Consider the following 19,323-nt stretch of genomic DNA (forward strand, 5'->3'; position numbering starts at 1 on the left):
TAGGAGGTCTTAATATGTTTGGAGGATTTTTTGATAAATTAAAAAGTGGATTATCAAAAACTAGAGATAACTTAACAGATAAAATCAATGAGGCATTAAAATTAGCAGTAGCAATAGATGAAGATTTATACGAGGAATTAGAAGAGATTCTTATTACATCTGATATTGGAATGGATACGACTTTAAATATAATTGAAAGATTAAGAGCGAAAATAAGAAAAGAAAAAATTTCAGATCCAGCTATGGTATGGCCAACGTTAAAAGATGTCATAAAGGAAATTCTTTTGGAAGGTGCACCTGAAAAAACAGAACCTGAGAAAAAAATCATATTAATAATTGGTGTTAACGGAGTTGGTAAAACTACATCAATCGGAAAACTTTCTGCGAAATTCAAATCAGAAGGGCATAAGGTATTAATGGCTGCGGGTGATACTTTTAGAGCTGCAGCAATTGACCAATTAGAAATTTGGAGCAATAGAGCTGGTGTAGATATAGTTAGACATCAAGAAGGTTCTGATCCTGCAGCTGTAGTTTTTGATGCACTTCAAGCATCAAAATCTAGAGGAGTTACTAGACTTTTAATAGATACTGCTGGTAGACTTCATAATAAGAAAAATCTTATGGATGAATTAGCTAAAATTAATAGAGTAATTGATAGGGAAATGGATGGAGTAGCAAGAGAAACACTTTTAGTTTTGGATGCTACAACAGGGCAAAATGCTGTAGTTCAAGCAAAACAGTTTATGGAAGCTTGTCCTATTGACGGTATAATCTTAACTAAGTTAGATGGTACTGCAAAAGGCGGAGTAGTAATTTCAATAAAACAAAATCTTAATTTACCGGTTAGATATATCGGAGTAGGTGAAGGTATAGATGACCTGCAAGAATTTAATGCTGAGGATTTTGTAGAAGCTCTATTCTAAAATATGATAAAGGGGTTTTAAGTTCAACTAATAACTTATTCGTGTAAGAATAAATTAAGTTTACTATAAAAACCCCTATAGTGTTAAGTAAAAATACTTGACACTATTTTTATATTCTGATATTATAATATTCGTGGTCGGGTGATGATATGGAAGATAGATTTGAAATATCACTTTTGTTAGACTTTTACGGCAATTTATTAACTCCAAAGCAAAAAACTATTATGGAGTTATACTATAATGAAGATCTTTCGTTAGGAGAAATTGCTGAAATTAATAATACTTCAAGGCAGGCAATTCATGATCTAACTAAAAGGTGTTATAAATTATTATTAAACTATGAAGAAAAGCTTTCGCTTTTAAGTAAATATAATATTAGAGAAGAGAAATATAAAATTGCAATAGAAGACATAGAAGATCGCTTTAAGCTTTCTGACGAAGCAATTAATTATATAAAAAAATTATTTGAGGATATAAATAATTCTTAGGAGGATTTACATGGCTTTCGAAAGTTTATCAGAAAAATTACAAGATGCCTTTAAGAAACTTAGAGGTAAAGGAAAGTTAACTGAAAAAGATATAAAAGAAGCCATGAGGGAAGTTAAACTAGCCCTTTTAGAAGCAGATGTTAACTACAAAGTTGTTAAAAGCTTTGTTTCAAACGTAAGTGCAAAATGTGTAGGAGAAGATGTTTTAGGAAGCTTAACTCCTGGACAACAAGTTATTAAAGTAGTTAACGAAGAACTAACTGAACTTATGGGTAAATCGGAAAGTAAACTAAATACTTCAGATTCAGGACTTACAGTAATAATGTTAGTAGGACTTCAAGGTGCAGGTAAAACTACCATGTGTGGTAAGTTAGCTCTTTCCTTAAGAAAGAAAAATAAGAAACCTTTATTAGTAGCATGTGACGTTTATAGACCTGCAGCTATTAAACAATTAGAAGTTGTAGGAAAAGGTATTGATATTCCTGTATTTACTATGGGAGATAAAATCAGTCCAGTTGATATAGCTAAAGCTGGTATAGCTAAGGCAAAGGAAGATGGACATAATGTTGTAATCATAGATACAGCTGGTAGACTTCATATTGATGAAGCATTAATGGATGAATTAAAGAACATTAAAGCAGGGGTTAACCCAAATGATATTCTATTAGTTGTTGATTCCATGACTGGTCAAGATGCAGTAAATGTGGCTGAAAGCTTTAATAACACTCTAGATATAACAGGTGTTATCCTTACAAAACTTGATGGTGACACAAGAGGTGGTGCTGCATTATCTATTCGTAGTATTACTGAAAAGCCAATAAAATTTGTAGGTATGGGAGAAAAGATGAATGATCTTGAAGTTTTCCATCCTGATAGAATGGCATCAAGAATACTTGGAATGGGAGATGTTCTTTCACTAATAGAGAAAGCTCAAGCATCTATAGATGAAAAGGAAGCAGAAGATTTAGCAAAAAAAGTATTTGGTTCAGATTTTAACTTTGAAGATTACTTAACTGCTATGGAGCAGATGAATAAATTAGGACCAATAAATAAAATACTTGAAATGATGCCAGGAATTAATGCGAAACAACTTCAAGGAGTTGACTTTGCAGCTGGTGAAAAACAAATGGGAAGAACAAAAGCTATTATTCAATCAATGACTCAAAAAGAAAGAAGAAATCCTCAGTTAGTTTCAGGTTCTTCTTCAAGAAAAAAGAGAATAGCTCACGGTTCTGGAACAAGTATACAAGAAATAAATAAGTTGTTAAAAGGCTTTGAAGCCGCTAGAAAACAAATGAAGCAAATGAAATCATTGACTAAAAACTCTAAAAAAGGCTTGTTTGGAAAACTTCCTTTTTAGATAATATATATTAGTATTTAATCCCTTAAAGGAGGTGAAATTAATGGCAGTAAAAATCAGATTAAGAAGAATGGGTGCTAAAAAAGCTCCTTTCTATAGAGTTGTTGTTGCAGATTCAAGAAGTCCAAGAGATGGAAGATTCATCGAAGAAATTGGATACTACAACCCAGTTGCTCAACCAGATGCAGAAATCAAAATAGATTCTGAAAAAGCAGCTAAATGGTTAGGAAATGGTGCACAACCAACTGATATAGTTAAAAAGTTATTTGTTAAAGCAGGAATCAATAAGTAATATCTGGGAGGTGAATCTGTTAAGGGAGTTTTCTTAACAGTTACTATGAAAGATTTAGTTGAAATTATCGCCAAGTCTTTAGTTGACAATCCAGATGCTGTTGAAGTTAAGGCGGTTGCTGGTGAGCAATCCCTTATCCTTGAACTTAAGGTTGCCCCAGAAGACATGGGTAAAGTAATAGGTAAGCAAGGACGAATAGCAAAAGCAATAAGAACAGTAGTAAAAGCTGCAGCAATCAAAGAAAATAAGCGTGTAGTTGTAGAGATTATCTAAGAGAGTTAGGTTTGTGCCTAGCTCTTTTATTTTACGCTTTTGAAATTTATAATGTTTGAATAATGAGGATTTTTATAAAAAAACCTTATAATTCCTAAGATTAGTATACAAAGTTTAGTTTTTATGCTTTAATATAACTTAGGAATTTTTTAATATAAGGAGTGATAATTTTGAAAGAATTTTTTAATATAGGTCAAATTGTAAATTCACACGGTATTAAAGGAGAAGTTAAGGTGTTTCCTTTAACTGATGATGTTATGAGATTTAAAAAGCTTAAATCTATACTTATTGGTGATATAGAGTATAAGATTGAGTCCTGCAAATTTCAAAAAGATAGAGTGATATTAAAACTTGAAGGCGTAGAAGATATGAATGCTGCATTAAAGCTTAAAACTAAATATCTTAAGGTTCCAAGAAAAGATGCTGTTAAGCTACCAGAAGATACATATTTTATTGCTGATTTAATTGGTTGTAATGTATATGATACTAATGATGCTTTAATAGGGAAGATATATGATGTAATTAAAACAGGCAGTAATGATGTTTACTGGATTAAAGAACCTAAAGAAGTATTAATACCTGTGTTGAAGGAAATAGTATTAGATATAAATATAGAAGAGTCAAAGATAGTTATAAAACCTGTAGGTGAATGGCAAGATGAAGATTAGCATTTTAACTCTCTTCCCTGAAATGTTTAATATCTTTGATCATTCTATAATTGGAAGAGCTAAAGAAAATAATATACTTTCAATAGAAGCAATTAATATAAGAGATTTTACTGAAAATAAACATAAAAAGGTTGATGATTATCCATATGGTGGTGGAGCTGGAATGGTAATGAGTGCGCAACCTGTTGTTTCAGCTATAAAGAAATTAAAAGAAACTAATGATGGTAAAGTAATATTTCTTGGACCAAGAGGAAAAACCTTTACTCAATCACTAGCTAAGGAATTATCAAAAGAAGATAACTTGACTTTTGTATGTGGTCATTATGAAGGAGTCGATGAAAGAGCATATAAATACTTTGATATGGAGATTTCCCTAGGTGATTTTGTATTAACTGGAGGCGAAATGGCTTGCATTCCTATAGTTGATAGCATTGCAAGATTAATTCCTGGAGTGCTAGGAAAAGAAGAAAGCTTTCAAGAGGAATCCTTTTATGAAGGTCTCCTTGAATATCCTCAATACACTAGACCAGAAACCTTTGAAGATGAGAAGGTTCCTGAAGTTCTTTTATCTGGACATCATGAAAATATACGAAAATGGAGAAGAAAAATGTCTTTAGATATAACTAAAAAAAGACGTCCTGATCTATTTAAAAAAATTACTTTAACAATAGAGGATATTAAGCTGCTAAAAAAAGAGTAGCATTATAAATTTATGTTGCATGAATATACTCTTTATGGTAAAATAATCGTTGTGCTAGTACGGGCGGTCCTCTGACAAACACTATTGTTAAGAACGTCACATTAATATTTAGGAGGGAATGCACATGAACGAAATTATAAGAGCTATAGAACAAGAACAATTAAGAAGCGATCTTCCAAACTTTGGTATAGGTGATACTATTAAAGTTCACGTTAAAATCAAAGAAGGAAACAGAGAAAGAGTTCAAGTTTTCGAAGGAACTGTTATTAAGAAACAAAACGGTGGAGCTAGAGAAACTTTCACTGTTAGAAGAGTAGCTTACGGTACTGGAGTTGAAAGAACTTTCCCTATAAACTCCCCAATTATCGATAAAATCGAAGTTGTAAGATACGGTAAGGTAAGAAGAGCTAAACTTTACTACTTAAGAGATAGAGTTGGTAAGGCAGCTAAAGTAAAAGAATTAATAAAATAATTCAAATAGAAATGGGGCTTTATAAGTCCCTTTTTTATTTATAAAATATTATATAAAGTGTAGAGGAGTGATTATATGGCTATTAACTGGTTTCCTGGACACATGGTTAAAACAAAAAGAGAGATAAAAGAGAATTTAAAACTTGTAGATGCAGTTATAGAAATACGTGATGCAAGAATCCCTAAAGCATCTGCAAATCCAGATATAGATGCATTATGCAAAGACAAACCAAGAGTAATTATTCTGAATAAAAGTGATTTAACAGATACTGCTACAACTAGAAAATGGATAGATTATTTATCAAACGAAAATGTAAAAGCCATCGCATTAAATTCATTAAAGGGTGATGGAATTAGAAGTATTAAGCCAGCTCTCGACGAATTATTAAAAGAAAAGCATGAGAGACAAAGAAGAAAAGGTTTGGTTAAAATAATTACAAGAGTAATGGTTGTTGGAATACCTAACGTAGGAAAATCGACTTTTATAAATAAAATGGCTAAAAATAATATTGCAAAAACTGGTGATAGACCAGGTGTAACAAAAAGCAAACAATGGATAAAAACTTCAATTGGGATTGAACTTATGGACACCCCAGGAGTACTTTGGCCTAAATTCGAAGATGAAGATGTTGCATTAAACTTAGCTTTTACTGGTGCCATTAAAGATGAAATAATGGATATTGAGGAATTAGCTCTAAAACTTGTTGAAAGACTTCAAATTCATTATTCCGAAAACTTAAAAGCTAGATATAAAATAGAAAACCTAGGAGAAACGCCTTTAGAAACTCTAGATTTAATTGCTAAAAAAAGAGGATGTATAGTTTCTGGCGGAGAAATCAATTATAATAGAATTGCTGTTATTTTATTAGATGAATTTAGAGGCGGAAAGATAGGGAATATTACGCTAGAGATTCCTGATTAGGAGAAACTAATATGTTTATATTAAATAAAACTATAGGTGAATATTCATTTAAAGATATAAAAGAAATTGTGAAAGATATTTCAATTAAAGAAATTCTATTAGATGATAAGTTTGCTGAATTTATTGAATTACTGCTAAATGATAGCAGAAAGAATTTTAATGATTTAGGTAAAAAGTTCTTAAGAGATATTGATAAATATAAGCAAGAACAAGCTCGTGTATCTAAATTATACGCTTTTGACAAAAGTCACGGAAATTATAATATCATTGCTGGAGTAGATGAAGTAGGTAGAGGACCACTTGCTGGACCTATTGTTTCTTGTGCTGTAGTTTTAGATTTAAATGTAGATATCTCTGATATTATACTTGGAATTAAAGATTCTAAGGCTTTATCTAAAGAAAAAAGAGAAGAATTAAGTGAAATCATTAAAGAAAAAGCTCTTTCTTACTCAATTGCCATGTGTGACAATTTGGAGATTGATGAAAAAGGCATTGGAGTTTGCAACAATAAAGTGTTCATAGAAGCTTGCAGGGGCTTAAAATATAAGCCTGAATTTATTTTATCTGACGGTTATCCAATAAGAGGTATTGATATAAAAAATACTGGCGTTGTAAAAGGTGATACAAAGAGTGCATCAATTGCCTGTGCTTCAATTGTCGCTAAAGTATTCAGAGATAATCTTATGGAAGAATATCATAATAAATATCCTATGTATTATTTTAATGAGAATGCTGGTTATGGCACAGTTAAGCATGTAGAAGCCATTAAAAAGCATGGTCCATGCGAAATACATAGATTAAGTTTCTTGAAAAATATATTGTAATTAATTATATAGGGTTTATTATAGGAAACAAAAAACCCTATAAGCTAAAGGCATCCTCGTAATATTGGATGCTTTTTTTATTTTTATCTATATCTAAAGTTATTGTTATTACGTCAAATCTTACATTTAAATGATATAAATTATTTTTATGTATGTAATATTTTGCAGTTTTTATACATTTTACTTTCTTAAAGTAATTCACTGACTCTTCTCCTAATCCATAATTTGAAAAACACCTTGTTTTAACCTCAATAAAAATTAAAACATCCTCTTTCAATGCAATAATATCTATTTCTCCATTTCTAGAAAAATAATTTTTCTTTAAAATAGTATATCCTTTATTTTTTATATATTCACATGCATAATTTTCTCCATAATTACCTATACTTTTCTTATTTATCACTTAAATCACCTCAAATAATATTATTGACAATTTTTAAAAATTTCGTAATGATATCAATATTTTTGTCAATAATGACATTGAGGTGATAAAATGGCTGTAATAATCAAGAGTGGAACAGTACTAAATCTTCAAGGAATAGTAGTTGATGTTGAAATAGAAATATTTAAAGGACTTCCCTCCTTTACAATAGTAGGTTTAGCTGATCAATCAATTAAGGAATCAAGAGAGAGAATTAAGGCTGCAATAATTAATTCTGGCTTTAAGTTTCCTCTCGGAAAAATAGTTATAAATTTAGCTCCAGCCAATATAAAAAAGATAGGTTCAGTATTAGACCTCCCAATGTCTATAGGCATTTTGCTTGCCAGTAATCAAATCTCAGTAGAGAATATAGAGAAGTTCCTAATCGCTGGTGAGTTAAGTTTAGGAGGAGATGTAAAAGAAATCAAAGGATTGTTTCCTATTTTACAAGAAGGAATAGATAATGGTATTGAAAAGTTCATTATTCCAGAAGAAAATTCTTATCAAAGTAATTTTTTCTACAAGGGTGACATTTATTTAATGAATAATCTTAAAAATACAGTCAATTATCTTATTTATAGAGATCAATTACCTTCAGATAAATCTGATTTTAAAATTAGCTCTGCAATAAATGGAAACTTTGATGATATTATTGGGCAAGAAGGGGTTTTAAGGTCTATAGAAATATCTGCAGCTGGATTTCATAATATTGCTTTATATGGTTCACCAGGGGCAGGTAAAACTTTGATTGCTAAAAAAATTCAAGAGATTTTGCCTAGTATGAGTTATGAGGAGGCTTATGAGGTCTTCAAAATATATAGTATGTCGGAAAATTCCAAAGAGCTTTTTGAATCATTAAAAAGGCCTTTTCGAAGTCCTCATCATTCCTGCACTGTTGCATCCTTAACTGGAGGTATTAAAGGTAAAATTGGTGAAATAACTTTAGCTCATAATGGGGTTCTTTTTCTTGATGAATTTTTACATTTTAAAAAAGAATGCATTGAAGAACTTAGAGAACCTTTAGAAAATAAAGAAATTAATATTAGTAGACTAAATTGTAATATTAAGCTTCCTGCAAAGTTTCTTTTATTAATCGCCTTTAATCCATGTCCATGCGGAAATTATCTAAGCCTTACACGTAATTGTACCTGTACTGAAGGTGAAAGAATTAGGTATTTAAATAAAATAAGTAAACCGATCCTAGATAGAATAGATATGTTTACATATGTTCCTAGAGTTGAATTCAAAGCACTTTCAAAAAACAATAAAAAACTCTTAAGCAAATCAATATGCGAGGACATAAAATATGCAACTGAAGTTCAATATGATAGATATTCTAAATGTAAGGATAAATATAATGGATTAGTAAATACTAAAGAACTTATGAGAAATATAAACATTGAGAAATCTGCTTTAGAAAAATTAAATCTCTTATATGAAAGTCTTGGACTAACAATGAGAGGATACTATAAAATTTTAAGACTTTCTAGAACAATAGCAGATCTGCAAAGAGAAGAAAAACTAAATGAAAATCATATTTTTGAAGCTATAAATTACAGGAAATTTATAGGGCAGGAGGTAATATGAATAATGAAAATAACGAGGCTTTCTATAAGCTTTGGTTAGCTACTATTAATATACCTAACGCACAAAAGATATATTTAAAAAATAAATTTAAGAGCGAAAAAAATATATATCAGTTCTATAAAAGTTTTGAAGGAGACTCTTTTAATTATAAATTTACAGACAAAATATTATCAACTAAAGATGAAGATGTATATAATTTAATGGAAAGCTTAAATAATAATTCTATATCCTTTTTTACATACAACGACATGGATTATATTAAAGATTTTGAACATCTCAAAGAACCTCCTTATATACTATTCTATAAAGGAGACTTAAACAAACTTTCAAGCAGACGAAGAATATCTATAGTTGGCTCTAGAAAACCTACTGCTTATGGGGCTCAAATTACTAAATTAATTGCTATTGAACTAGCAAAGAATGATATAGCCTTAGTTAGTGGTGGTGCTTATGGAGTTGATACAATAGTTCATAAGTGTTCTGTCACGTATAATAGTCCTACATGTGCAGTTTTAGGCTGTGGTATTGATATAGTCTATCCTAAGGTTAATCAAAAACTATTTGAAAGTATATTAGAAAATGGCGTAATCATGTCAGAATTTTTACCTGGAACGCCACCATACGCTTATAATTTCCCCAGAAGAAATAGAATAATTAGTGCTCTTGGAGATTCATTAATTGTTACAGAAGCTACAGAAAAAAGCGGAAGCTTAATAACAGTAGGCTATTCACTAGAACTTGGTCGGGATATTGTTACTGTTCCTGGGAATCCATTAAGTCAAAATAGCAAAGGATGTAATCAACTTATAAAAGATGGTGCTAAAATACTTATAGAAATCGATGACTTGTATGAGCTATTAAAAATTAAAAAAACTGCTAAAAATAGTAATAAATATACTGGGGAAAAGGCCATTCTATTTAACATGATCGGAAAAACTCCTATTCACATTAATGAGTTGGCACAAAAATGTAATATTGACATAAATGCAATTTATGGTTTATTATTTGAATTGCAACTTGATAAAGTAGTAATTAGTTTAAATGGAAACTATTATGCTAGGATAAGTTAAATTTTTAAGGGGGTGAACACCTCTAGCATAGAGGTAAGTAATGGGACAAAATTTAGTTATTGTTGAGTCACCAGCTAAAGCAAAAACCATTGGCAAATATTTAGGTAAAAACTACGTAGTTGAAGCATCAATGGGACATGTACGCGATCTTCCTAAAAGCCAATTAGGCGTAAGTATAGAAGAAAATTTTTCCCCTAAGTATATTACTATTAGAGGAAAAGGGGATTTACTAGATAAATTGAAAAAACTTGCTAAGAAGAGTGACAAGATATTTCTTGCAACTGACCCTGATAGAGAAGGGGAAGCTATTTCATGGCATTTAGCAAATATTTTGAAGATATCCAGTGAAGAGTCTTGTAGAATAGAATTTAATGAAGTAACAAAAGAAGCTGTTAAAGCTTCTATAAAAAAGCCAAGACCAATAAATCAAAATTTAGTAGATGCACAACAGGCAAGAAGAGTATTGGATAGACTTGTGGGATATCAAATAAGTCCAATATTATGGAAAAACGTAAAATGGGGATTAAGTGCAGGAAGAGTTCAATCAGCTGCCCTTAAACTTGTTTGTGACAGAGAAAATGAAATTAAAGCATTTGAACCAAAGGAATTTTGGACTGTTGATTGTTTTTTGAAAAAGAACAATAAAAAATTTCAAGTAAAGCTATCACAATACAAAAATAAAAAAATAGAAATAAGTACTGAAGAAGAAGCATTAAAAATAATTGAGGATTTAAATAAAGGAAATTATTTAGTAAAAGAAGTTAAAAAGGGCAGTAAGCTAAAAAATCCATTGCCACCTTTCACAACTTCAACTTTACAACAAGATGCCAATAAAAAACTTAATTTTATGACTAAGAAAACAATGTCTGTAGCTCAAAAGCTTTATGAAGGTGTTGAAATAAAAGGAAGAGGTACAATAGGTCTAATTACCTATATGAGAACTGACTCAGTAAGAATTTCTTCTGAAGCTCAAGAAAAAGCTCTTGAATTTATTAAAGAGACATATGGAGAATCATATTCTCCAAAAACACCAAGAGTTTTCAAAAGCAAAAAAAATATTCAAGATGCTCATGAAGCTATTAGACCAACTTATGTTGAAATAACTCCAGAGATAGCAAAGGATAATCTTACACCTGAAGGTTATAAACTATACTCACTTATATGGAAAAGATTTGTTGCAAGCCAAATGTCTTCATGTGAATTAAACACTATTTCAGTTTTGATTGAAAATGGAGATTATAAATTAAGAGCATCAGGTTCTAATATAAAATTTGATGGATTTATGAAAATATATGAATATACTACAGACGAGGAAAATGAAGATGTTACTATTCCAGAAATAGAAGCAGGGGAAGAACTAAAAGAAGACTCAATCGCGCCTAAACAACATTTTACACAACCTCCTAGTAGATATACTGAAGCATCTTTTGTTAAATTATTAGAGGAAAAGGGCATTGGAAGACCAAGTACCTATGTTCCAACTATATCAACCTTAATAGATAGAAAATATGTATTAAGAGAGAAGAAAAACTTAATTCCCACTGATTTAGGATTTATAGTAAATACTATTATGTCAGATTATTTTAACGAAATTGTGGATACTGATTTTACAGCAGAAATGGAATCGAAATTAGATAATATAGAAGAAGGTAAAGACAACTGGAAAAAAATTGTTGAGGAATTCTTTACTCCATTGAAAGTTTCAATAGAAAAAGCTGAAACTGAAGTATCTAAGATTGTAATTGAAGACAAAGTTTCTGATGTTCCGTGTGATAAGTGTGGAAGAATGATGGTGATTAAACATGGACGTTTTGGAGATTTCCTTGCATGTCCTGGTTATCCTGAATGTCAAAATACAAAACCTATTGTTCATGAAATAGATGCACCATGTCCAAAATGCGGTGGAAAAGTATTGCTTAAGAGAAGTAAGAAGGGCAACAAGTTCTATGGTTGTTCAAATTACCCAAATTGTGACTTTGTAAGTTGGCATGAACCTGCAAAGGAAAAATGTGACAAATGTAATTCACCAATGGTTTACAAATATTCTAAATCAAAAGGTAAATATTTAGAATGTACTAACTCAGAATGTGGAAATAAGGTACCTGTAACTACAGAAAATGAAGAACAATAATGTCGAAATATAAAAGAGTAGGTTGAAAATGATATTTTCTTGTGGTATATTATAAATAGTACAAATAATCGTAAAATTTCAACTATTTGAAATTTTCAAATAATATTAATATATTTATAGTTTAAAACTATTAGGAGGAGCTCTATGTCAACCCTACTCTCAAAAACAAGAAAATTAAATAAAATACTACAAAAATCAGGTACTGAGCCAGTTGCTTTTGAAGATATATGTGAAATGTTAAGTGATGTTATGGAATGTAATGTTTATGTAGTAAGCAGAAGAGGAAAAATTCTTGGGCATACATTTTCAGTTGGATTCGAGTGCGAAATAATGAAGAAAAAAGTACTTGAAGAAAAGAAGTTTCCTGAGGATTATAACAACAAATTGCTTAACATTCATGAATCTTTGCCTAACTTACATAATAAAGGAATATGTGTTTTTGATGGACAAGGCGGTTGTAATTTAGACAATAAGATTACCACTATTGTGCCTATCATAGGTAACAGGGAAAGACTTGGAACTCTTTTACTTGCTAGATTTGGAACACCTTTTAATGATGAGGATTTAGTTCTTGCTGAATATTCTGCAACTATTGTAGGTATGGAAATGCTAAGAGCAAAGCAAGTTGAACTTGAGGATGAAGCTAGAAAGAAAGCAGTGGTTCAATTAGCTATAGGAACACTATCATATTCAGAGTTAGAAGCAGTTGAACACATCTTTGATGAGTTAGAAGGAAATGAAGGACTTTTAGTAGCATCAAAGATAGCTGATAAAGTTGGGATTACAAGATCTGTTATTGTTAATGCACTTAGAAAATTTGAAAGTGCTGGTGTAATAGAATCTAGATCTCTTGGTATGAAGGGAACTCATATCCGTATACTTAATGATAAGTTATTAGAAGAGTTAAAAAAGATTAAATAATAAACTAAAAGGAATTTAGTAATTACTAAATTCCTTTTTTATGTCTGTACATATTTAAATTTGTCAAAAAAAAGTAATATTTTTAAATTTTATATTGCTACTTAAAATCCTCTATGTTATACTATCTAAGGTAAGAAAATACACACATCGTCTTATTTATAGAGTGGTGCCCTAAGGGAAGATCTGTAAAAATGCGGATGATGGAGGTTAAACCAATAGGAGGTAACAACAAATGTCAGTAATTTCAATGAAACAATTATTAGAAGCAGGTGTTCACTTTGGACATCAAACAAGAAGATGGAACCCTAAAATGGCTCCATATATATTCACAGAAAGAAACGGAATATATATAATAGATCTTCAAAAAACAGTTAAGAAGGTAGAAGAAGCTTATGACTTCATCAAAGAAGTAGCAACAGAAGGAAAAGATATACTTTTCGTTGGTACTAAGAAACAAGCTCAAGAAGCTATTCAAGAAGAAGCTATAAGATCAAACATGCATTTCGTTAACAATAGATGGTTAGGTGGAATGTTAACTAACTTCAATACTATAAGAACAAGAATCAGAAGATTAGCTGAATTAGAACAAATGGAACAAGATGGAACTTTCGAAGTTCTTCCTAAGAAAGAAGTAACAAATCTTAAAAATGAAAAAGAAAAGTTAATCAAAAACTTAGGTGGAATGAAAGAAGTTAACGTTTCTAACATAGGAGCAATGTTCGTTGTTGACCCTAGAAAAGAAAAGAATGCTATTTCTGAAGCTAAAATTCTTGGAATTCCTGTTGTAGCTATAGTTGATACAAACTGTGATCCAGATGAAGTTGATTATGTAATACCTGGAAACGATGATGCTATAAGAGCAGTAAAATTAATAACTGCTAAATTAGCTGATGCTATAATAGAAGGAAGACAAGGCGAACAATTAGCTGAATAATTTAAGAAAATAAAGGTAGGTGAAGAATTTCTTCATTTACCTTTTGACTTAATAAATTTAAGGAGGAATTACGATGATAACTGCACAATCAGTTAAGGAATTAAGAGAAAGAACTGGCGCAGGTATGATGGACTGCAAAAAAGCCTTAACAGAATGTAATGGAGATATGGATAAGGCTGTTGAAATATTAAGAGAAAAAGGTCTTGCAGCTGCTGCTAAAAAAGCTGGAAGAGTTGCTGCAGAAGGTATTGTTAAAACTTACATTTCTGCTGATAAGAAAAAAGGAGCTATAGTTGAATTAAACTGTGAAACAGATTTCGTTGCTGCAAACGATGAATTCATATCTTTCGCTGATAGATTAGCTGAAATGGCTTCAACTACAACTGCTGCTGATGTAGAAGCTTTTGTAAACGAAAAATTCAATGATGAACAAACAATCCAAGAAGCTTTAACAGCTTTAATCGCTAAGCTTGGAGAAAACATGACTGTAAGAAGATTCAAGAACTTATCAGTTGAAAACGGTGTTGTAGCTAGTTACATACACGGTGGCGGAAGAATCGGTGTTTTAGTTGAAGTTGGTTCAGAAGTTCAAGGAAATGTTGTTGAAGAAGTAGCTAAAGATGTTTGTATGCAAGTTGCTGCTGCAAACCCAGCATTCTTAAATAAAGATCAAGTTGATAACGAATCACTTGAAAAAGAAAAAGAAATCTACAGAGTTCAAGCTTTAAATGAAGGAAAGCCTGAAAACATAGTAGAAAAAATGGTTATGGGAAGAATCCAAAAATACTACAAAGAAGTATGTCTTTTAGAGCAAGCTTGGGTAAAAGATGGAGACAAAACTATAACTAAATATCTTCAAGAGAAATCTAAAGAAGTTGGTTCTCCAATTACTGTAAACTCTTTCGTAAGATTCGAAAGAGGAGAAGGTATCGAGAAGAAAGAAGAAAACTTTGCTGAAGAAGTTGCAAAACAAATTGGCGCAAAATAATTTAAAAGAGAACACAAAGTGTTCTCTTTTTTTAAAATAATATTCAAATGGAGGATGAAATATGTCAGAGTGTAAATATAAAAGAGTAATGCTAAAGTTATCTGGAGAAGCATTAGCTGGAGCTAACGGATTCGGAATAGACTTTAACGTAGCACTAAGAATTGCCAGTGAAATTAAGGAATTAGTTGATATGGGAGTAGAAGTTGGTGCTGTAGTTGGTGCTGGAAACATATGGAGAGGCAGACAAGGTGAAGATATGGACAGAACTACTGCTGATTATATGGGAATGCTTGGAACATGTATAAACGCATTAGCATTGCAAGATTCTTTAGAAAGTTTAGGTGTAATGACAAGAGTTCAATCTGCCATTGAAATGAAAGAAGTTGCTGAACCTTTTATAAGAAGAAGAGCAATGCGTCATCTTGAAAAGGGAAGAGTTGTAATATTTGCTGCTGGTACTGGAAATCCATATTTCTCAACTGATACTGCTGCTGCTTTAAGAGCTGCAGAAATTGAAGCAGATGTTATTTTGTTAGCTAAAAAAGTTGATGGAGTTTATGATAAAGATCCTCATAAGCATGACGATGCAGTTAAATTCGATGCTTTAAGTCATTTAGAAGTACTAGAAAAAGGACTTCAAGTTATGGATTCTACAGCATCATCACTTTGTAAGGATAACAATATTCCAATAATAGTATTCGCTTTAGATGAACCAGGAAATATTAAAAAGGCCATAACTGGTGAAAAAATAGGAACTATAGTTTCTTAATAATATAAGGAGGCATTTTTATGATTAAAGACGTTATTAAAACATCCGAAGAAAAAATGAATAAGACAATAAGTGTTTTAAGATCAGATTTAGCTACTTTAAAAGCAGGAAGAGCTAACCCTACTATGCTTGACAGAATAGAAGTTGACTATTATGGTAGCATGTGCCCAATAAGCCAAGTAGCAAACATATCTGCACCAGAACCAAGAGTGCTTATGATTACGCCTTGGGAAAAGTCTATGTTAAAAGAAATAGACAAAGCTATATTAAAGTCGGATTTAGGAATTAATCCTTCTAATGATGGTCAAGTAATAAGATTAGTTGTTCCAGAATTAACTGAAGAAACAAGAAAGAACTTAGTTAAAACAGTTAAAAAATACGGGGAAGAAGCTAAAGTTGCAATAAGATCTATTAGAAGAGATGCTAACGAAAAAATTAAAGCCTTAAAGAAGGACGGAGAAGTATCTGAGGATCAAATAAAAAAAGGCGAAGATGATGTACAAAAAATAACTGATAACTTTGTAAAAGAAGTGGATAGTATAGTTGCACATAAAGAAAAAGAGATTATGTCTATATAAACCTGCTCTTAAGCAGGTTTTTTTACTCTTGAGGATTTTTTGCCATATTTATTATGGGAGGATATATTATGTTTAATTTTTTAAAAAAGAAAGAAAGTAGCTCAAATGAAAGCTTAGATATTGCTTTAGACTATGATAACATTCCAAAACATATAGCTATAATAATGGATGGAAATGGAAGGTGGGCAAAACAGAAGGGTCTACCAAGAAGTTTTGGACACAAAGCAGGAACTGAAACAGTAAGAAAAGTAATTAAAGAATGTAATAGACTTGGTGTTAAATATCTTACACTTTATGCATTCTCAACAGAGAATTGGAAAAGGCCTAAAGATGAAGTAAATGTATTAATGAACATCCTAGTTGAATATCTAAGAAAAGAATTTAATGAGTTAAATGAAAATAATGTTGTTATAAATCATATTGGAGATATCACTGGATTACCTTTAGAATGCCAGAAAGAGTTAATATCTGCTTATGAAAGAACAAAGAATAATACTGGAGTTACCATGAATTTAGCTATCAATTATGGTGGAAGAACTGAAATAGTTGATGCTACTAAAAAAATAATAGAAGAAATAGAAAATGGTATACTAACAATAAATAATTTAAATGAAAAGATGTTTTCTTCTTATCTATATACAAAAAATATGCCAGATCCAGATTTAATTATAAGACCTTCTGGAGAGCAAAGATTAAGTAATTTCTTATTATGGCAATGTGCTTATTCAGAATTCTGGTATTCTAACATAAATTGGCCTGATTTTAACGAAAATGATTTACGTAAGGCTATTTTTGACTATCAAAATAGAGATAGAAGATACGGTGGAATAAAATAGCGGAGGTATCTTTATGAAATCCAATAATAGGTATTTGGGAGCAGTAATAATTGCACCTTTTATAATATTTATTTACTTAGGGGGAGATTATTTAAAGTATTTCACAATAGCCTTATCGGCAGTTGGGTTATACGAATTTTATAAGACATTGAAGGTAAAGGAGTTTAATCCAATAATCCCAGCCGGATATGTACTTTTAATTCTATTCTATTTATTTAACAACAATTTTGAAATATTAATGTACATAATAATAATTAGTTCCTTCATATTATTATGTATCCCTATAATTGATTTAAAAGTAACTTTTATAGACGTTGCATTAACTTTATTAGGATTTATCTATGTAGGAGTGTTTTTCTCATTTATTTATCTAGTAAATAAAAAACCAGGCGGAGAATTTTTAGTATGGTTAATATTTATAGGATCTTGGTTATGTGACACTAGTGCATATTATGCTGGAAGACTTTTTGGAAAGCATAAATTAATACCTAAAGTAAGTCCTAAAAAAACTATTGAAGGATCCATCGGTGGACTTATAGGTGCATCTATCTTTTGTGGTTTATTTGGAATTTTTGTACAAGGATATTTTACAGAAGTTCAATTATATCATTATTTTATAATAGGTGCTTTATGTGGAATATTCTCTCAATTTGGTGATTTAGTTGCATCATCAATAAAAAGATATGCAGGAATTAAAGATTACTCAAATCTAATTCCTGGTCATGGCGGAATATTAGATAGATTTGACTCAATTTTATTTTCAGGAATAATTGTATTTTATTATTTAACTTTTATTGTAAAATTATAAACTATATACGATATATGTAGTGCCTCATACCAAGTGAGGCACTTTTTTTCTGCAAAAAATAGTTACTATTTGTACTTGGTTGCTATAATTTTCTACTTATACAATAAGTTTATTAAAAACTTCATTGATATGATTTATATGTTTGATATAATAATACTATGAATGAAGACACTTAAGTTCGACGTATTTTAGGAGGTAAATAATGAAAAATGTAAGTATTTTAGGCGTTACAGGTTCTATTGGAACTCAGACACTAGATGTTATTAAGTTTCATAAAGATTCCTTGAAGCTTGTTGCAGCCTCAGCTCATAAGAATTGGGAAAAAACTATTGAAATTATAGATGAATTTAAACCTAATTATATAGTTATGACTGATGAATTTGCATATGAAAAAGTAAATGAGTATATCAAGAAAAACAACATATGCATAAGCTTGTTGTTTGGGATGGAAGGACTAGAAAAAATTGCGTCATTAGAAGAAATAGATGTAGTTTTGACATCAATTGTGGGAATGATAGGATTAAAGCCAACTTTAGCTGCAATTAGAGCTGGAAAAGATATAGCTTTAGCTAATAAAGAGACTTTAGTAGTTGCAGGTGAGTTAGTAATTGCTGAAGCTAAAAAACACGGTGTAAAAATTTTACCGGTTGATTCTGAACACGGTGCAATTTTTCAATGTCTTCAAGGAAAAGCAGATAATAAAATAAAAAAGGTTCTTTTAACAGCATCAGGCGGACCATTCAGGGGTAAGAAAATAGAAGATTTAGAAAATGTAACTTACCGGGACGCACTTAAACATCCAAAATGGAATATGGGTCAAAAAATTTCAATAGACTCTGCTACTCTAATGAATAAGGGGTTAGAGGTAATAGAAGCTCATTTTCTTTTTGATGTTTCCTATGAAGATATACAAGTAATTGTACATCCTGAAAGTATAATTCACTCAATGATTGAATATACTGATTCAAGTGTGATAGCACAATTAGGAAGTACAGATATGCGTTTGCCTATTCAATATGCTTTAAACTACCCTGAGAGAAAAGAAAATATATCTGAAACTTTAAACTTTTGGGAAATAAATAAATTAACCTTTGAAAAACCTGATTTTGATACTTTTAAATGTTTATCCCTAGCTTATAAAGCTGGAAAAGTAGGTGGAATTATGCCTACAATATTAAATGGAGCAAATGAAGTATTGGTAGAATTATTTTTAAAGGATAAGATTAAATTTTTAGAAATTCCGGAAATAATTGAAGAATGCATGAATAAATTTTATGTAGAGAGTCCTTTAACCTTAGATTTAATTTTAACAAAAGATAAAGAAGTTAGAACTTACTTATATAGCATTTATAGTTAGGA

The 19,323-nt window shown here is 30.6% G+C and carries 22 protein-coding genes; 21 read left to right on the forward strand and 1 reads right to left on the reverse strand.

The window, feature by feature from the left end; translation table 11 throughout:
- Positions 1-14: 14 nt before the first annotated feature.
- The 10 genes from ftsY (at position 15) to PTZ02_RS05795 (ending at position 6,921) form a co-directional block, all read left to right on the forward strand.
- The gene (gene ftsY, locus PTZ02_RS05750; protein ID WP_274226862.1) at positions 15-923 is read left to right on the forward strand and encodes a signal recognition particle-docking protein FtsY; all 909 of its coding nucleotides are present in this window, start codon (positions 15-17) and stop codon (positions 921-923) included.
- A gap of 149 nt (positions 924-1,072) precedes the next feature.
- Complete coding sequence (locus tag PTZ02_RS05755) at positions 1,073-1,411, forward strand: putative DNA-binding protein (protein WP_274226863.1); 339 nt, start codon at positions 1,073-1,075, stop codon at positions 1,409-1,411.
- A 10-nt stretch (positions 1,412-1,421) separates the two neighbouring features.
- Positions 1,422-2,771 (forward strand): signal recognition particle protein, encoded by a 1,350-nt coding sequence (gene ffh / locus PTZ02_RS05760; protein WP_274226864.1) that lies wholly within the window; start codon positions 1,422-1,424, stop codon positions 2,769-2,771.
- Positions 2,772-2,814: 43 nt separating this feature from the next.
- Positions 2,815-3,063 (forward strand): 30S ribosomal protein S16, encoded by a 249-nt coding sequence (gene rpsP, locus PTZ02_RS05765; RefSeq protein ID WP_202766237.1) that lies wholly within the window; start codon positions 2,815-2,817, stop codon positions 3,061-3,063.
- A 45-nt stretch (positions 3,064-3,108) separates the two neighbouring features.
- Complete coding sequence (locus tag PTZ02_RS05770) at positions 3,109-3,336, forward strand: KH domain-containing protein (RefSeq protein ID WP_202766238.1); 228 nt, start codon at positions 3,109-3,111, stop codon at positions 3,334-3,336.
- Positions 3,337-3,506: 170 nt separating this feature from the next.
- On the forward strand, positions 3,507-4,004 hold the full coding sequence (gene rimM / locus PTZ02_RS05775; protein WP_274226865.1) for a ribosome maturation factor RimM: 498 nt from the start codon (positions 3,507-3,509) through the stop codon (positions 4,002-4,004).
- Entirely contained in the window at positions 3,994-4,704 is a 711-nt protein-coding gene (gene trmD / locus PTZ02_RS05780) for a tRNA (guanosine(37)-N1)-methyltransferase TrmD (RefSeq protein ID WP_274226866.1), read from the forward strand. The genes rimM and trmD overlap by 11 nt, the downstream gene beginning before the upstream one ends.
- Before the next feature lie 124 nt (positions 4,705-4,828).
- Positions 4,829-5,176: a 50S ribosomal protein L19 gene (gene rplS / locus PTZ02_RS05785; RefSeq protein ID WP_274226867.1), complete on the forward strand. Its 348-nt coding sequence runs from the start codon at positions 4,829-4,831 to the stop codon at positions 5,174-5,176.
- Between the two features lie 75 nt (positions 5,177-5,251).
- Positions 5,252-6,097, forward strand: a complete 846-nt coding sequence (ylqF, locus tag PTZ02_RS05790; protein ID WP_274226868.1) for a ribosome biogenesis GTPase YlqF — start codon at positions 5,252-5,254, stop codon at positions 6,095-6,097.
- 11 nt (positions 6,098-6,108) lie between these two features.
- On the forward strand, positions 6,109-6,921 hold the full coding sequence (locus tag PTZ02_RS05795; protein WP_274226869.1) for a ribonuclease HII: 813 nt from the start codon (positions 6,109-6,111) through the stop codon (positions 6,919-6,921).
- A gap of 37 nt (positions 6,922-6,958) precedes the next feature.
- Here the strand turns inward: PTZ02_RS05795 and PTZ02_RS05800 are convergent, their stop codons facing one another.
- Positions 6,959-7,324, reverse strand: coding sequence for a YraN family protein (locus tag PTZ02_RS05800; RefSeq protein WP_274226870.1), 366 nt, complete (start codon positions 7,322-7,324; stop codon positions 6,959-6,961).
- Between the two features lie 90 nt (positions 7,325-7,414).
- On the opposite strand from PTZ02_RS05800, the gene PTZ02_RS05805 reads away from it, so the two are divergent.
- From PTZ02_RS05805 to PTZ02_RS05855, 11 genes are all read left to right on the forward strand, one after another.
- Positions 7,415-8,929 (forward strand): YifB family Mg chelatase-like AAA ATPase, encoded by a 1,515-nt coding sequence (locus PTZ02_RS05805; RefSeq protein WP_274226871.1) that lies wholly within the window; start codon positions 7,415-7,417, stop codon positions 8,927-8,929.
- Positions 8,926-9,999 (forward strand): DNA-processing protein DprA, encoded by a 1,074-nt coding sequence (gene dprA / locus PTZ02_RS05810; RefSeq protein ID WP_274226872.1) that lies wholly within the window; start codon positions 8,926-8,928, stop codon positions 9,997-9,999. Before PTZ02_RS05805 ends, dprA begins: the two co-directional genes overlap by 4 nt.
- A 40-nt stretch (positions 10,000-10,039) precedes the next feature.
- On the forward strand, positions 10,040-12,130 hold the full coding sequence (gene topA / locus PTZ02_RS05815; protein ID WP_274226873.1) for a type I DNA topoisomerase: 2,091 nt from the start codon (positions 10,040-10,042) through the stop codon (positions 12,128-12,130).
- A 144-nt stretch (positions 12,131-12,274) separates the two neighbouring features.
- Positions 12,275-13,051: a GTP-sensing pleiotropic transcriptional regulator CodY gene (gene codY, locus PTZ02_RS05820; protein ID WP_274226874.1), complete on the forward strand. Its 777-nt coding sequence runs from the start codon at positions 12,275-12,277 to the stop codon at positions 13,049-13,051.
- Between the two features lie 232 nt (positions 13,052-13,283).
- A complete protein-coding gene (rpsB, locus tag PTZ02_RS05825; protein WP_202766249.1) occupies positions 13,284-13,985 on the forward strand; it encodes a 30S ribosomal protein S2 in 702 nt (233 codons plus the stop codon).
- 73 nt (positions 13,986-14,058) lie between these two features.
- Positions 14,059-14,973, forward strand: a complete 915-nt coding sequence (tsf, locus tag PTZ02_RS05830; protein ID WP_274226875.1) for a translation elongation factor Ts — start codon at positions 14,059-14,061, stop codon at positions 14,971-14,973.
- Positions 14,974-15,034: 61 nt separating this feature from the next.
- Positions 15,035-15,742, forward strand: a complete 708-nt coding sequence (gene pyrH, locus PTZ02_RS05835; RefSeq protein WP_238882576.1) for a UMP kinase — start codon at positions 15,035-15,037, stop codon at positions 15,740-15,742.
- 20 nt (positions 15,743-15,762) lie between these two features.
- Positions 15,763-16,320, forward strand: coding sequence for a ribosome recycling factor (gene frr / locus PTZ02_RS05840; RefSeq protein WP_274226876.1), 558 nt, complete (start codon positions 15,763-15,765; stop codon positions 16,318-16,320).
- Between the two features lie 68 nt (positions 16,321-16,388).
- A complete protein-coding gene (locus tag PTZ02_RS05845; protein ID WP_274226877.1) occupies positions 16,389-17,156 on the forward strand; it encodes an isoprenyl transferase in 768 nt (255 codons plus the stop codon).
- Positions 17,157-17,169: 13 nt separating this feature from the next.
- A complete protein-coding gene (locus tag PTZ02_RS05850) occupies positions 17,170-17,964 on the forward strand; it encodes a phosphatidate cytidylyltransferase (protein ID WP_274226878.1) in 795 nt (264 codons plus the stop codon).
- A 202-nt stretch (positions 17,965-18,166) separates the two neighbouring features.
- Positions 18,167-19,321 carry a 1-deoxy-D-xylulose-5-phosphate reductoisomerase gene (locus PTZ02_RS05855; protein ID WP_274226879.1) on the forward strand — a complete coding sequence of 385 codons (1,155 nt, stop codon included), beginning with the start codon at positions 18,167-18,169 and terminating at the stop codon, positions 19,319-19,321.
- Positions 19,322-19,323 lie beyond the last annotated feature (2 nt).

It is taken from the genome of Clostridium sp. 'White wine YQ' (assembly GCF_028728205.1).
In the GTDB taxonomy this organism is placed as follows: Bacteria; Bacillota; Clostridia; order Clostridiales; family Clostridiaceae; genus Clostridium_T.

Bases quoted from the DNA above. Each gene is read 5' to 3' on its own strand.
- ftsY (WP_274226862.1), top strand. From the start codon at position 15: ATGTTTGGAGGATTTTTTGATAAATTAAAAAGTGGATTATCAAAAACT.
- rpsP (WP_202766237.1), top strand. From the start codon at position 2,815: ATGGCAGTAAAAATCAGATTAAGAAGAATGGGTGCTAAAAAAGCTCCT.
- PTZ02_RS05845 (WP_274226877.1), top strand. From the start codon at position 16,389: ATGTTTAATTTTTTAAAAAAGAAAGAAAGTAGCTCAAATGAAAGCTTA.
- dprA (WP_274226872.1), top strand. From the start codon at position 8,926: ATGAATAATGAAAATAACGAGGCTTTCTATAAGCTTTGGTTAGCTACT.
- PTZ02_RS05795 (WP_274226869.1), top strand. From the start codon at position 6,109: ATGTTTATATTAAATAAAACTATAGGTGAATATTCATTTAAAGATATA.
- frr (WP_274226876.1), top strand. From the start codon at position 15,763: ATGATTAAAGACGTTATTAAAACATCCGAAGAAAAAATGAATAAGACA.
- PTZ02_RS05855 (WP_274226879.1), top strand. From the start codon at position 18,167: ATGAAAAATGTAAGTATTTTAGGCGTTACAGGTTCTATTGGAACTCAG.
- tsf (WP_274226875.1), top strand. From the start codon at position 14,059: ATGATAACTGCACAATCAGTTAAGGAATTAAGAGAAAGAACTGGCGCA.
- rpsB (WP_202766249.1), top strand. From the start codon at position 13,284: ATGTCAGTAATTTCAATGAAACAATTATTAGAAGCAGGTGTTCACTTT.
- PTZ02_RS05850 (WP_274226878.1), top strand. From the start codon at position 17,170: ATGAAATCCAATAATAGGTATTTGGGAGCAGTAATAATTGCACCTTTT.
- ylqF (WP_274226868.1), top strand. From the start codon at position 5,252: ATGGCTATTAACTGGTTTCCTGGACACATGGTTAAAACAAAAAGAGAG.
- topA (WP_274226873.1), top strand. From the start codon at position 10,040: ATGGGACAAAATTTAGTTATTGTTGAGTCACCAGCTAAAGCAAAAACC.
- PTZ02_RS05805 (WP_274226871.1), top strand. From the start codon at position 7,415: ATGGCTGTAATAATCAAGAGTGGAACAGTACTAAATCTTCAAGGAATA.
- PTZ02_RS05770 (WP_202766238.1), top strand. From the start codon at position 3,109: ATGAAAGATTTAGTTGAAATTATCGCCAAGTCTTTAGTTGACAATCCA.
- PTZ02_RS05755 (WP_274226863.1), top strand. From the start codon at position 1,073: ATGGAAGATAGATTTGAAATATCACTTTTGTTAGACTTTTACGGCAAT.
- codY (WP_274226874.1), top strand. From the start codon at position 12,275: ATGTCAACCCTACTCTCAAAAACAAGAAAATTAAATAAAATACTACAA.
- ffh (WP_274226864.1), top strand. From the start codon at position 1,422: ATGGCTTTCGAAAGTTTATCAGAAAAATTACAAGATGCCTTTAAGAAA.
- trmD (WP_274226866.1), top strand. From the start codon at position 3,994: ATGAAGATTAGCATTTTAACTCTCTTCCCTGAAATGTTTAATATCTTT.
- pyrH (WP_238882576.1), top strand. From the start codon at position 15,035: ATGTCAGAGTGTAAATATAAAAGAGTAATGCTAAAGTTATCTGGAGAA.
- rplS (WP_274226867.1), top strand. From the start codon at position 4,829: ATGAACGAAATTATAAGAGCTATAGAACAAGAACAATTAAGAAGCGAT.